General features: G+C 66.2%; 14 protein-coding genes. 7 read left to right on the plus strand and 7 right to left on the minus strand.

Features of this window, described 5'->3' with window-relative positions; all coding sequences use genetic code 11:
* Window positions 1-67: 67 nt before the first annotated feature.
* The 3 genes from QTI04_RS20350 to QTI04_RS20360 all read left to right on the plus strand — a co-directional run bounded on the left by QTI04_RS20350 (window position 68) and on the right by QTI04_RS20360 (window position 5372).
* Window positions 68-760: a TetR/AcrR family transcriptional regulator gene (locus tag QTI04_RS20350; RefSeq protein WP_286617283.1), complete on the plus strand. Its 693-nt coding sequence runs from the start codon at window positions 68-70 to the stop codon at window positions 758-760.
* A 49-nt stretch (window positions 761-809) separates the two neighbouring features.
* Window positions 810-2057: a branched-chain amino acid ABC transporter substrate-binding protein gene (locus tag QTI04_RS20355; protein WP_286617285.1), complete on the plus strand. Its 1248-nt coding sequence runs from the start codon at window positions 810-812 to the stop codon at window positions 2055-2057.
* 90 nt (window positions 2058-2147) lie between these two features.
* Entirely contained in the window at window positions 2148-5372 is a 3225-nt protein-coding gene (locus QTI04_RS20360; protein ID WP_286617287.1) for a bifunctional cytochrome P450/NADPH--P450 reductase, read from the plus strand.
* A 280-nt stretch (window positions 5373-5652) separates the two neighbouring features.
* Here the strand turns inward: QTI04_RS20360 and QTI04_RS20365 are convergent, their stop codons facing one another.
* From QTI04_RS20365 to QTI04_RS20380, 4 genes are all read right to left on the minus strand, one after another.
* Window positions 5653-6426 (minus strand): triacylglycerol lipase, encoded by a 774-nt coding sequence (locus QTI04_RS20365; protein ID WP_286601540.1) that lies wholly within the window; start codon window positions 6424-6426, stop codon window positions 5653-5655.
* Between the two features lie 70 nt (window positions 6427-6496).
* Complete coding sequence (locus QTI04_RS20370; protein ID WP_286617289.1) at window positions 6497-7129, minus strand: TetR/AcrR family transcriptional regulator; 633 nt, start codon at window positions 7127-7129, stop codon at window positions 6497-6499.
* 29 nt (window positions 7130-7158) lie between these two features.
* Complete coding sequence (locus QTI04_RS20375) at window positions 7159-7614, minus strand: phasin family protein (RefSeq protein WP_286601538.1); 456 nt, start codon at window positions 7612-7614, stop codon at window positions 7159-7161.
* A gap of 52 nt (window positions 7615-7666) precedes the next feature.
* Complete coding sequence (locus tag QTI04_RS20380) at window positions 7667-8221, minus strand: hypothetical protein (RefSeq protein WP_286601537.1); 555 nt, start codon at window positions 8219-8221, stop codon at window positions 7667-7669.
* A gap of 303 nt (window positions 8222-8524) precedes the next feature.
* Between QTI04_RS20380 and QTI04_RS20385 the strand changes: the two genes are divergently transcribed.
* Complete coding sequence (locus QTI04_RS20385; protein ID WP_286601536.1) at window positions 8525-10090, plus strand: wax ester/triacylglycerol synthase family O-acyltransferase; 1566 nt, start codon at window positions 8525-8527, stop codon at window positions 10088-10090.
* Window positions 10091-10210: 120 nt separating this feature from the next.
* Window positions 10211-11116 carry an arginase gene (gene rocF, locus QTI04_RS20390; protein ID WP_286601535.1) on the plus strand — a complete coding sequence of 302 codons (906 nt, stop codon included), beginning with the start codon at window positions 10211-10213 and terminating at the stop codon, window positions 11114-11116.
* A 1-nt stretch (window position 11117) separates the two neighbouring features.
* On the opposite strand, the gene QTI04_RS20395 is transcribed toward rocF, so the two are convergent.
* Window positions 11118-11495: a VOC family protein gene (locus QTI04_RS20395; RefSeq protein ID WP_286601534.1), complete on the minus strand. Its 378-nt coding sequence runs from the start codon at window positions 11493-11495 to the stop codon at window positions 11118-11120.
* Window positions 11496-11681: 186 nt separating this feature from the next.
* Between QTI04_RS20395 and QTI04_RS20400 the strand changes: the two genes are divergently transcribed.
* On the plus strand, window positions 11682-11909 hold the full coding sequence (locus tag QTI04_RS20400; RefSeq protein ID WP_286617291.1) for a hypothetical protein: 228 nt from the start codon (window positions 11682-11684) through the stop codon (window positions 11907-11909).
* On the opposite strand, the gene QTI04_RS20405 is transcribed toward QTI04_RS20400, so the two are convergent.
* A complete protein-coding gene (locus QTI04_RS20405; protein WP_286617292.1) occupies window positions 11882-12142 on the minus strand; it encodes a hypothetical protein in 261 nt (86 codons plus the stop codon). The two genes, QTI04_RS20400 and QTI04_RS20405, sit on opposite strands and share 28 nt — an antisense overlap.
* 123 nt (window positions 12143-12265) lie before the next feature.
* On the opposite strand from QTI04_RS20405, the gene QTI04_RS20410 reads away from it, so the two are divergent.
* The gene (locus QTI04_RS20410; RefSeq protein WP_286601530.1) at window positions 12266-12667 is read left to right on the plus strand and encodes a response regulator; all 402 of its coding nucleotides are present in this window, start codon (window positions 12266-12268) and stop codon (window positions 12665-12667) included.
* A gap of 10 nt (window positions 12668-12677) precedes the next feature.
* On the opposite strand, the gene QTI04_RS20415 is transcribed toward QTI04_RS20410, so the two are convergent.
* Window positions 12678-13217 carry a DUF2242 domain-containing protein gene (locus QTI04_RS20415; protein ID WP_286601529.1) on the minus strand — a complete coding sequence of 180 codons (540 nt, stop codon included), beginning with the start codon at window positions 13215-13217 and terminating at the stop codon, window positions 12678-12680.
* Between the last annotated feature and the right edge of the window lie 138 nt (window positions 13218-13355).

Genomic DNA, 13355 nt, shown 5'->3' on the forward strand with positions numbered 1-13355 from the left:
TCTCACAGGGTTATCGATAGGGCTTGGCCGCTTGTCATCGCTTCATGGTGCACCAACAATCCTACCCATGGGTATAACTTCGGCGACACCGCACAAACCCTCTGGGCGCGGCGATGCGCACTCCACGAGAACCGATCTGCCGCAAGGCACGGGCCGCCAGCGCGCAGCCACGGCGGGCACCGACGTACAGCGCGAACGCATCCTCCAGGCGGCAGCCCAGCTCTTCGCGGTGCAGGGCTATGCCAACACGACGATGGCGCAGATCGTGCGCGCGCTCGATGCGACCAAGCCTTTCGTCTACTACTACTTCCGCGACAAGCAGGAGATCTTCGAGACCCTGTCGTGGCGGCCGGCGGTCGACTGCTTCACCGCGATGGACTTCGCCGCCGGCGACACGCGCCCTGCGGTGGGGAAGGTCAAGGAGGGCATCGAGCGGCTGATCCGCGCGACGGTCGCGCACCACCCCTGCGCCTTTTTCGCCTACAAGGAGCCGCAGGTCTACCGGCCGGAGTACATCGCCGCGCAGAAGAAGCTCGCGCATCACTTCTACGACCAGCTCTTTCCTCTGCTCGAAGAGGCCCGGCGCGATGGCGATCTGGACTTCGGCGAAACCAAGATCACCGCGTTCGCGGCGCTGAGCCTGCCCGGCTTCCTCTACAGCTGGTACCGGCCCGATGGCCGCCTCTCGCCTGACGAAGTGGTGGCCGAGCTTTCGCGCCTGGCGTGGCGCGTGCTGGGCCTGCGCGAACGCAACGGCTGAGCACGGCCCTTCCGTCGTCACCCTTCCTCTACTCCTACGGAGACAGTCCATGAAGTTCCCCTGCCTGCTCGCGCCCTTCGCGGCCGTCGCCCTCCTGACGGCCGGTGCCGCCCACGCCCAGCAGACCTACAAGATCGCCTACATCGACCCGCTCTCCGGCCCCTTCGCGAACGTGGGCGAACTGATGCTCACGCACACGCAGTACGCCATCGAGGACATCAACGCCAAGGGCGGCGTGCTCGGCGGAACCAAGCTCCAGTTGCTGCAGTTCGACAGCAAGCTCTCCGCACAGGAGAGCCAGAGCGCGCTGCAGGCGGCCATCGACCAGGGCGCGCGCGCCATCGTCACGGGCGGCTCGGGCTCGTCGGTGGTGAGTGCGCTGGTGCAGGCAGTGAACCGTTGGAACCAGCGCAACCCCGGCAAGGAACTGCTGGTGCTGAACCACTCGTCCATCGACCCCGAGCTCACAGGCAAGTCGTGCAGCTTCTGGCACTTCCAGACCGATGCCAACACGGCGATGAAGATGAAGGCGATCGCCAACTACATCAAGAAGACGCCGGACGTGAAGAAGATGTACCTGCTGAACCAGGACTACGCCCACGGCAAGCAGTGGGCCAGCTACGGCCGGCAACTGGTCGGCCTCGCGCGGCCCGACATCCAGTTCGTCGGCGAGACCCTGCATCCCATCGGCAAGGTGAAGGACTTCGCCCCCTATCTCGCGAACGTCAGGCAATCGGGCGCCGACTCGGTGATCACCGGCAACTGGGGCCAGGACATGAGCTTGCTGCTGAAAGCCGCCGGCGATGCGGGCTACAACCTGCGCTACTTCAACCACAGCGCGGGCTCGGTGCCCGGCACGGTGCTCGCCGTGTCGCAGGCCAAGCTCGGCCAGTTGACCTGGGTCGCCGAATGGCACCCCGGCCAGGCTGATTCGCCGAAGGTCGACGCCCTCGCGAAGAGCTACAAGGCCAAGACGGGCAAGGACTTCCTCGCGCCGCGCATCGAGATGACGCCGCGCCTGCTGGCCGCCGCCATCAACAAGGCCGGCGGCACCGACACGCCCAAGGTGGCCCTCGCCCTCGAGGACCTGAACTTCGACTCCGTGGTCGGCCCGGTACGCATGCGCGCCGATGATCATCAACTGCTGCTGCCGCAGGTGGTCAACACGATCGCGCCGGTCGACGGCAAGACGGTGAAGGTCGGCTGGGAGGGCACGAACTACGGCTTCCGCACCGACGCGATCTACAGCGGCAACGAACTCGCCCAAGGCACGGACTGCAAGATGCCTCGTCCCTGATAAGGGAATACCCCGGCCTGCCGCCCCCCTTCGCCGTCGAGATACTGCGGGACCCGCACCCGCGGTCCGCAATCGGCACGAGCAAGGGGCATGACCATGGCAGGCAAGAACGCGCTGTACCCGATTCCGCATCCGGCGAAGAAGCCCTTCGTCGGCAACATCCTGTCGATCGGGTCTGAATCGCCCGTGCTGGACATGTGGCGGATCGCGCAGGAGCTCGGCGCCATCTACTGGCTCGACATGCCGGGCATGCCGGTGATCGTGGTGTCGTCCGCCGCGCTGGCCGACGAGCTCTGCGACGAGAAGCGCTTCGACAAGAGCACCAAGGGCACGCTGCGCCGCCTGCGCGCGCTGTCGCATGGGCTCTTCACCTCGGACACGCACGAGTCGACCTGGTCGAAGCCGCACAACATCCTGCTGGCCAATTTCAGCCAGCGCGCGATGCAGGCCTACCACCCGATGATGCTGGACATCGCCGAGCAGCTGGTGACGAAGTGGGAACGCCTCAACTTCGACGAGGAGATCGACGTGGTTCGCGACATGACCGCGCTCACGCTCGACACCATCGGCCTGTGCGGCTTCGGCTACCGCTTCAACTCCTTCTACCGCGAGGGCTTCCATCCCTTCGTCGATGCGATGGTGCGCACATTGGAAACGGTGCAGAACCGGCGCGGCATTCCGCTGGAAGAACTGATGCTCAAGAAGGAGCTGGCCCAGCAACGAAAGGACGTGCGCTACATGCACAAGATGGTGGAGGACATCGTGCGCGAGCGGCGCGAGAGCGGCGCCGACATCGCGACCAAGCCCGACCTGCTGAGCTACATGATCGCCGGCGTCGACAAGAAGACCGGCGAGCAGCTGGACGACCGGCAGATCCGCGACGAGTGCATCGAATTCCTGATCGCGGGGCATGAGACGACCAGCGGCCTGCTCTCGTTCGCCATCTACTTCCTGCTGAACAATCCGGACGCCATGGCCAAGGCGCAGGCCGAGGTCGACAACGTGTTCGGGCCGGACCCGTCGGTGAAGCCGACCTATGCGCAGGTCAACCGCCTGACCTATGTGCTGCAGGTGCTGAAGGAATCGCTGCGCATGTTCCCGACCGCGCCGGCGATCGCGATGGCCGCGAAGGAAGACACGACGATCGGCGGGCAGTACACGATCAAGCGGCGCAACATGGTGATCCTGCATGCGCTCGCATTGCACCGCGACAAGGCGGTGTGGGGCGAGGATGCCGACCGGTTCAACCCCGACCACTTCAGCCGCGACGCCGAGCGCGAGCGGCCGGTCAACGCCTTCAAGCCCTTCGGCAACGGCCAGCGGGCCTGCATCGGACGCCAGTTCGCGCTGCAGGAGGCGGTGCTCACGCTGGGGATGATCCTGCAGCGCTTCACACTGGTCGATCACACGGACTACCAGCTCAAGATCAAGGAAGCGCTCACGATCAAGCCGGAGGGATTCAGGATCAAGGCGGTGCTGCGCGACCCGGCGACGCGGGCGCGCAGCGACACCACGGCGCAGCCTGCGCAAGCCACCACGGAGAAGCCGACGGCGGCCCGGCCGCATGCGACGCGCCATGGCACTTCGCTGCTCGTGCTCCAGGGCTCCAATCTCGGCACCGCCGAGGACCTGGCACGCCAATTGGCCGAGGCCGGCGAGATGCGTGGCTTCTCGACCCAGCTCGCCTCGCTCGACGACTACGCCGAGCGCCTGCCTGCCAACGGCGCGGTCGCGATCGTCTGCGCGTCGTACAACGGCGCGGCGCCGGACAACGCAGCCGAGTTCCATCGCTGGCTCGACAAGGCCGACGATTCGCTCAACGGCGTGCGCTTCACGGTCTTCGGCTGCGGCAATACCGATTGGGCGTCGACGTATCAAGCGGTGCCGCGCCGCATCGACGAGCGTCTGGCCGCACTCGGGGCGGCACGCGTGCATCCGCGCGGCGAGGGCGATGCGCGCGAGGACATGGACGGTGCCTTCCAGGACTGGAGCGACGCGCTGTGGCCGACACTGGTTTCCACCTTCGACCTCAAGGTGGGTGCGGACACGCCTGCGCAAAGCGAGCCGCTCTACACGCTGGAAGAGCTCCCGCCGCCACAGAAGAATGCCATCGTCGACGCGCTCGGCGCCGTGCCGATGCGAGTGATAGAGAACCGCGAGTTGCAGAGCGCCGCCAGCGACGCCGGCGAAGCGCGATCGACGCGCCACGTCGAGTTGCAGTTGCCCGAAGGCGTGAACTACCGCGCCGGAGACCATCTGAGCGTGGTGCCGCGCAACGGGCCGGCACAGGTGGAACGTGCGATGGCGCGATTCGGCTTCGATCGCAATGCGCATGTGCGGCTGCATGCGGCGTCGGGACGCAAGGCGGCGTTGCCGGTGGATGAGGTGATCGCGGTCGATCGGCTGCTGGGTGACTATGTGGAGCTGCAGGACGTTGCGACCCGCAAGCAGATCGCCCAGCTTGCAGCGCACACGGAGTGCCCCTTCACCAAGCCGAAGCTCGTGGCGCTCTCGGGCGCGGACGAGAGTTCGGCACAGCTCTACAAGAGCGAGGTGCTGCAGAAGCGCAAGTCGGTGCTCGATCTGCTGGAGGAGTGCCCGGCCTGCCAGGTGCCGTTCGCGCAGTTCCTCGAAATGCTGTCGCCGCTCACGCCGCGCTACTACTCGATCTCTTCGTCACCGATCGTCGACGGGGGACGTTGCAGCGTGACGGTGGGCGTTGTCGCGGGTCCAGCGCGTTCGGGCCTCGGCCGGTTCGAGGGGGTCTGCTCCAACTTCCTCTCGCGCGCTCAGGCCGGCGAGACGGTGCACGGCGTGGTGCGGGAGACCACGGCAGAGGGCTTCCGCCTGCCGGACGACCCGGCGCGGCCCGTCATCATGGTGGGACCGGGCACGGGCCTCGCGCCCTTCCGCGGCTTTCTCCAGGAACGCGCCGCGATGATCGCCAACGGCACGCCGCCGGGCGAGGCCATGCTCTTCTTCGGATGCCGGCATCCGGACCAGGATTTCATCTACGCCGACGAACTCAAGGGCTGGGCGGGGAGCGGCGTGACGCGACTCCACACGGCGTTCTCACGCGCGGGCGAGCGCAAGGTCTATGTGCAGGACCTGATTCGCGAGCAGGCAGCGCATGTCTGGCGCCTTCTCGATGACGGCGCCATCGTCTACGTGTGCGGGGATGGGTCGCGCATGGAGCCTGATGTGCGGCGTGCGCTGTCGGACATTGCGCGGGAGCATGGGCAGGATGGCAGCGCCTGGCTCGACAAGATGATTTCGGAGAAGCGGTATGTGCTTGATGTCTGGGCGGGGGCCTAGCGGAGTGCCCTTTGGAGGGGGCGCCCGGTAGGCGGTGCGGGCCGGGCTCTGGGGGTGTGCAACGGATATGCGCGCCTCCAACGTGCTCCGCCTGCGCGCCATCACAACCGGTGAAGAGGACAGTTCAACCCCAACGTCTCAGCGTCGTCGGGCGGTGTGCCCTGGGCCGGCCGTTGAGGCACCGCCGAGCAGCGCAGGGCAGCCGCGAAGCGGCCGGTGACGTCGGCCGGCCCAGGGCACACCGCCCGACGACGCCACCCTCACGCTCGAAAAGCCGTTTTCAGTGCGACCGAGCAGGATCCGGATAAACCAACGGCCCAAAAGTACCTCGATCAAAGGGCTTCCACTGCCCCTCAGCCTGAGCCAGCCGATCCGCCAGCGCATACAGCACTGCCGGATGCGCCCCAAGCCCCAGGTGACTCGCCACCACTTCGATGTTTTCCGACTGCGGCCCGGCCTCTTCCACACTGCAGCGCCACGCCACGACGCCATCGCTGCGGCTGAAGATCGACGTTGTCGGCACGGAAGGCGTCGGCCGCACATGCTTCATGCGACGTGGGTCTTCGGCGCTCTGGCCGCTCACGCCTTCATAGACGCGCCATGCGTTCGTGGAGCGCGCGTTGCCGGTGAACGGACTGCCCAGCGTGACCACGCTGCGCACCAGCTCCGGCCGGGTCGATGCCAGAAGGCGCGCGTAGACGCCGCCGAGGCTCCATCCCACGATGCTCACCTTGCGACCGCTCTTCGCATGCAACGCCTCGAGCTTTTGCAACATGCCATCCTCCACGCCCTTGCGGGGCCCGAGGTTGCGTCCCAAGCCCCAGCCGTGCGCGTCGTAGCCGCGGCTTTGCAGATAGCGGCGCAGCAGCTTGGTCGAAAGATCGCTCGCCACCAGTCCCGGCAACACCAGCACCGAATGGCCATCGCCACGCGGCGCAAGCTGCAACAGCGGCCACAAGGCCACGGCGGCGCCGGCCTCCCAGATGGCACGCGTCTCGGCCAGCAGCAGGAGCCGCGATGGCGGGGCGATCGGTTCGTGTGCGGCAGTCATCATCGAATTCTCCTTGTCGTTCTTTGGCAATTTGCGGTCGCGATGTCGAAAAACCCGTCGGACGGCAAGCCATTTATCCGAGGTATTTGCCCCGCAGGTAATCGAGGTAAGCCCTCGATTCGCGCGATACATACGGTGCAATCAATGTGAGCGTGTAGAAAGCCGCAAACCCCGGATCGGCCTGCTGCAGCGCGTCGCGCCCCGGCACCAGACGTTCGAAGGAGAGCCAGCAGGTGGTCGTGAAGACCATCTGCAGCGCCAGCATCTGCGCCTCCTCTGCAGTGGCCTCGATCACGCCGGCGGCGACCAGCGTCTCGCACAGCGCCTGCGCCGCCAGAAGGTTCTGCGCGGTCAGCGCCTGCGCACGCTCGCCGAGCGCGGGATATTCACTGGAAAGATAGGCCATGTCGCGGTACACGAAGCGGTAGGCGTCGATGGCCTCGAAGCGCAGGTGCAGCGCCAACCAGAGGTCGTCGATCGCCCGGACAGTGTCCGACGAGGCATTGAGCGATTCAAGCCGATCCTCGAAACGCCTGAAAAGGCGGTCGACGATGAGCTGCTTGGCCTTGAAGTGGTAGTGCAGATTGCCCGGGCTGATCTCCAGCTCCGCCGCGATGCGGTGCGTCGACACCGCCGCGAGTCCCTGCGCATTGAAGAGCGCCAGGCTGGCCTGCAGGATGCGTTCTCGCGTGTTGGAGCTGGCCACGGGCTGGTGAGGGCTCGGTCCGATGGGCCTCAGCGCTTGCGTCGGGCGGATTCGGCCCGCTCGAGGTGTTCGAGCACCTGCCGCATCTGCTCGCGCAGTTCCTGGATTTCCTGTGCACTCGGCATGCCCAGCCGTTCCAGTGCGGTCGCGACGCGCTGGTCGAACACGTCCTCGAACTTGCGGATGCCGAAAGTGTCGAGACTGGGCGCCTTGCCCATGCCGAGCAGGCTCTCGATCACATTGGTCTGGCGCTTGACGACGTCGTCGCGCACATTGCCCAAAGCCTTCAGGCCCGCACGCAGCAGGCCCTTGGCACCGGCCTGCTCGGAAGGAACGGCCGGGTTTGCGGGGAGGGATTCGGGCGCCGGTGCCTTCTTGGCCGCAGCCCGCTTGCGCGGCGCAGCCTTCTTGGCCGGCGTCGCCTTGGTGGCCGGGGCCGCCGACTTCTTCTTCACGCTGACAGTTTCATCGCGGCGAGTCGCCATGCGTTGCTCCCAGGAAAACGTTTCAAGAGAAGTGCGGCGGGCCGCATGGCGATCAGTCCGCCTTGGGCGTCGTCACGCGAACAGCGCGGCGGGTGGACGTCTTGGCCTTGGCCTTGACGGTCTTGACCACTTCGGCGGTGGTCGTCGTGCCGGCCACGCGGCTTTCGATCTGCTTGGCACCGGCGGCGATCTTGTCGGCGATCTTCACCGACACGTCGGCGATCGGCTGATGCACGCGGTTGAGCGTCTCGATCACCGAGGCGCCCATCGGCGCTTCGACGCGTGCGACGACATTGGCGATGGATTCGATGCCGCTGGTCGCACCGGTGGCGACGCGGTCCATCAGGTTGACGACGCGGCTGGTGTCGATGTCGAGGCGGTTGGCCAGGAAGCCGGTGACCTTTTCTTGCGCGCCGAGCAGACGGGTCTTGATGTCTTCGCTCACCAGGGGCAGTTCGCGCTTGCCGAGGAAGTCGCTGTAGCGCGAAGCGGCGCCGCCCAGCAGGCGGTGGGCACCAGTGCGGTAGGCGCTGACCAGGGTCTTGCCGGCGTCGTTGTACTGGCCGACGACGTGGATGACAGCGGTGGAGATGTTTTGCGTGGACATGATGTTTTCCTGGAAGTTGATGGACACATACCGCCGGGATTCGGTCCCTGCGGCATTCGCGTCATGCATTCCGACGCGATGGGGTCATCTTCTTCGCAAAGCCCTAGGCCTTGAAAACTAGAACGGTTCGATAGTTAGTCCAACTGCCCCAATTTCCTGCCAGGGCAATGCTACGACGAGCAGGTGCGCCGTGGCAGCGCCCGCGCCACCGGGCTTACCCGCTATCCGGCCCTCCGGACATTGGGGATCATTTCCGATCGCGCCACGCCCGACGCTGCCGACAACGCCAAGAGGGACACCCGAATGAAACATCTCAGCGGCCTTGACGCGACCTTCCTGCACACCGAAACACCCGAGACGCCGATGCACGTCGGCGGCCTTCACGTGCTGGAGCTGCCCGCCGGCTACAAGGGCGACTTCTACGAGGACGTGAAGGCGCACGTGCAGAGCCGCATGCATCTCTCCGAGGTATTCACACGCAAGCTCGCGCTGATGCCCTTCGAGCTGTCGAACCCGGTGTGGGTGGACGACGACGATGTCGATCTCGACTACCACGTGCGGCGCGTCACCTTGCCGCGCCCCGGCACCATGCGGCAGCTCGAGCAGTACGTGGCCCGCCTGCATTCGACGCTGCTGGACCGCAGCCGGCCGCTGTGGGAGTTCTTCGTGATCGACGGGCTGCAGGGCGGCGGCGTCGCGCTGTATTCCAAGCTGCACCATGCCGGCATCGACGGGCAGGCCGGCGCAGCCTTCGCCGAGGCGATCATGGACCTGACACCAGAGCCCCGCGCGATCAAGGCGCCGCGGCAGACCGCGCGGCGCAATCGCTACCAGCTCGGCGTGGCCGAACTCGCAGGCGCGGCGCTCACCAACACGCTGCAGCAATACGTCAAGCTGGTGAAGACCTTCCCCGACATGGCGCGCGCGGTGAAGAGCCTGGTCGTCCCGCAACCGACAAACCAGGCCGGCAGCCTCTGGAAGCTGCCGAAGAACCTCAACCTGCTCGGCCCGCGGACGCCGCTCAACGTGGCCATCACCAACCAGCGCGCGTACGCCGTGCGCTCCATTCCGCTGGCCGAAGTGAAGCAGATCGGCAAGCGGCTGGGCGCGAGCCTCAACGACGTGGTGCTGGGTCTCTGCGCGGGTGCGTTGCGCCAGTACCTGTCCGACCACGGCAAGCTGCCCAGGAAGCCCCTGACGGCTGCCATCCCGGTCACGCTGCGCGAGCCGGGCGACACGACCTCGAACAACCAGGTCTCGATGACCGTCATGACCCTGGCGACCGACGTGGCCGATCCGATCGAGCGCATCAAGGCCATCGCCGAATCGTCGGCGGCGACCAAGTCGTTGATGGGCAACATCAAGGCCGCGATACCGACCGACTTTCCCTCCTTCGGTGCGCCGTGGCTGATGTCGGGGCTGGCATCGATGTACGGCCGATCGCGCTTCGCGGACCGCCTCCCGCCGGTTGCGAACGTGGTGATCTCGAACGTGCCGGGCGCGCCGGTCCCGCTCTACTTCGCGGGAGCGAAGCTGCTGACCTACTACCCGGTGTCGATCCCGAGCCACGGCATGGCCCTCAACATGACGGTGCAGAGCTACAACGGCATGCTGGATTTCGGCCTGATCGCCTGCCGGCGCGCGGTGCCTGATGTGGACGACATTGCCGACTACCTGATCGAGGAACACCGCGCGCTGCTGGCGAGGGTGAAGGCGCTCGACGCGCCGGCAGCCGCCGCCGAGGCGACGCCCGCCTCGCCCGCCGCCAAGGCTGCCCCTGCGAGTCAGCGCAAAACACCCGCCCGCAAATCCGCGCCGCGAAAGACCGTGGCCCGCAAGACGGTCGCCGGCAAGACCGCCACCGCCTAAGCTACGCGCCATGACCCAGTTCCAGAAATACCGAGGAACCGGCTCTGCCGGGCCGCTGGTGTTGCCCCCGGCAGGGCGCTGGCGAAGCGACACGAAGTGCGCGAAGCCTGGGGGCGAGTCATGACTCTGCAACTGATTGGCGCGCCGACCGACATCGGCGCCAGCACCCGGGGCGCCGGCATGGGCCCCGACGCCCTGCGCGTGGCCAACCTGGCAGGCATGCTGGCGCGACTTGGCTTCAACGTCGTCGACCGCGGCAATCTGGCCGGCCCGGCAACCCCCTGGATCGCGCCCGCGGAAGGCTTGCATCATTTGGACGAGGTCGTCGCATGGAACCGCCTGGTCTATGACGCGGTCGACCACGCGCTGGGCGCAAACCACCTGCCCATCCTCCTGGGCGGCGACCACTGCATCGCCGTCGGCTCCATCAGCGCCATCGCATGGCACGCACGCCAGCGCGGGCAGAAGCTGCGCGTGCTGTGGCTCGACGCGCACTCCGACGTCAACACCGAAACGACCAGTCCCAGCGGCAATCTGCACGGCATGCCGGTCTCCTGCCTGCTCGGCCACGGGCCGGCAGCGTTGACGGGATGGAGCGGCGAGCGCGCGGCCTTCGAACACGACGCCATCCGCTTCATTGGCATCCGCAGCGTCGATGCCGACGAGAAATCGGCAATCCGCGCGCTCGGGCTCAATGTGTTCGACATGCGCCACATCGACGAGCACGGCATGCGCACGACGATGACCGAGGCGCTGCAGGACGTCGACGAGGACACGCACCTGCATGTGAGCTTCGACCTCGATTGCCTCGACCCCGACTACGCACCCGGCGTCGGCACCGGCGTGCGTGGCGGGCCGACCTGGCGCGAGATGCAGCTCTGCATGGAAATGATCGCCGACACCGGAAGGCTCGGTTCGCTGGACGTGGTCGAACTGAATCCTGCGCTGGACGTGCGCAACCGCACGGCGGAGGTGGCGGTCGAGTTGATCGAAAGCCTGTTCGGCAAGTCGACCCTGGCGCGCTGACTCAGCCGCTGATCACGTTCAGGATGTTGCCGTCCGGGTCCTTGAACCAGGCGACCTTCATGCCATCCGCAACGTGGATGTCCCCTTCCAGGCGCATGCCCGGCATGTCGTAGTGCTCGAAGCGCACGCCCTTGCCCTTGAGTTCGCCCACGACGTTTTCGATGTCATCGCCCACGGCCCATGTCACGGCGGTCGCCTGGTTGGTGCCGGCATAGGCGGAGCGATAGACGTTCATCGTCGAATTGCCGCTCTGGAAGACGATGACCTCGTCGCCTTCGACATGGACCGGCTTCAGGCCCAGCGTGTCCTCGTAGAACTTCCTGGCCGTCTCGAGATTCTTGACCGCGACGTTCGCGACCGCATCTCTGGTTCCCAGCATGGTGCTTCCTTTCAAAATTCGGGGGGTACAACCTCGCACGGAACCGAGGCGACAGCAGAAGACGAAACGCCGCGTCGGCCATCTGCCCGTCAAATCCCATCGAAGCGTGAACTTTCTCCAGCCGGGAGATCGAGCCCAGGAATTAAAGTCTTAAGTATTCGTTTTTCTGGATTTCGGGGTACTTGAATGAGCATGCGCAAGATTGCATTGCTGGTGGAACAACCCACCGATGGGTCGTTTTACTGGGTGATCCACGAAGACGTACGGCAGGACGGCCGCTACCAATCGCTGCACCGCGCCGAGCGCTCGTTCGCGACCTACTCCGCCGCCCTCGCCCAGGGCTATGGCGTGATGCAGCGCCTGTGCGGGCTGACGGGCCTGCCGGCCTACGCCGCGCGCTCGGTTTCGCTGTAATCCGTCTCGGACACATCCGCGCCAGGGTCCGAGATGGGGCGCAACTTATCGCTGCGGCAGTAGAAAGTCCAGCCCTCGAAGGCCACGTCGTAGTACGTGCCCGGCAGGTAGGTCACGTCGGGCGCCTCGTAGGGCGCCGACACCACCTCGACGATCCTGCCGACGGCCTGCCGGGTGAGCGGGCTGGCCAGGCAACTCGGGACCACGTAGCACAGTGTTCCGATCTTGATCATCCCCGCAGAATCGCACAACCAGGCTCCACATCCAAGGGCAGGCCTCCTACAAGCAAAGCCGCGCTTCGGGTATTCCGCCGTCGGCCTGCCGTCCGTAGATTGACGTTCTCACAGAAAACGACGATGGCAAGCACAGCGAAAGAAGCGGCGGACGAACGGGCAGGACGCGCCAAAGGGCTTCGCGTACTGGTTGTGGAAGACGATCCCGGCGCTCTCGCGGCCACCGTCGAAATGCTCCAGCTGCTCGGCCATTGGGCCGCCGGCGTCGGGAGCGCGGAAACCGCCAAGGACCGCTTCCTGGACGGCGCCTTCGACGTGCTGGTCACCGACATCGGGCTGCCCGCTCTCTCGGGCATGGATCTGGTGGAGAGCCTGCGCGTCCGCAGCAAGCTGGAGGTAATCTTCGCGACCGGGCGGCCGCCGCCGCCCGAGCCGATGGAGGGCACGTTCTGGCTTCAGAAGCCGTTCACAGTCGAGCAACTCGAGTCGGCGCTGGCCCAGGCCAAGAATCGGGCCGGGGCCTGACCCCGCAGGCTCAGCCGCGCGTCGCCGAGAGAGGCACGTCCCGAAGCAACGGGGTTTCGATGGGCGGCTGCGCCGGCAGCACCGGCCGCGCCTCCGTCGGCGTCTCCTCCGCCGCCTCGGGCAGGAAGCGATCGATCAGCGCAAAGAAGCGGTCGTAGAAGCGCTCGTCGGTCAGCGTTTCGCTCGCCACCTTGACCAGGGCTTCATCGCTGGACGAGAACGGCAGCGACAGCGATCCGATCGCACCCACACCCACCGTCGCGGAGTTGTTGACTTTCTTGATGCCATAGCGGTCCTGCAACGCGCTGGCGAAGGCGATGGTGCTGCGCGGCCCGTTCGGCCCATTGCGCTCCCGCGCGCAGACCACGCGGAATTCCACTTCCACGTGCACCTCGGCGGCCGGCTGGAAGCTCTTGCGGCCGGTGACCAGTTCGTGATTGCCGGCGGTGATCATGTAGCCCTGGCTCAGCAGCGCACGACGGGCGGCCTCGCAGGTCTGAGCCTCGGTCGCGACGTAGGTGCGCGTGTGGGTGGTGGTGGAATCGAACACTTCCGGCTCGTACGAAACGCGACGCGGAGCCGTGCTGCAACCTGCGACGAAAAACGAGAACAGCAGCGCCGCAGCGGCTGCATGAGAAATCGGAAAGCGCATGAGGTGCATGGGAAGACGAGACTCGGAATGCTAGCC

Origin of the sequence: Variovorax sp. J22R115 (genome assembly GCF_030317005.1) — a bacterium.
Lineage (GTDB): Bacteria > Pseudomonadota > Gammaproteobacteria > Burkholderiales > Burkholderiaceae_C > Variovorax.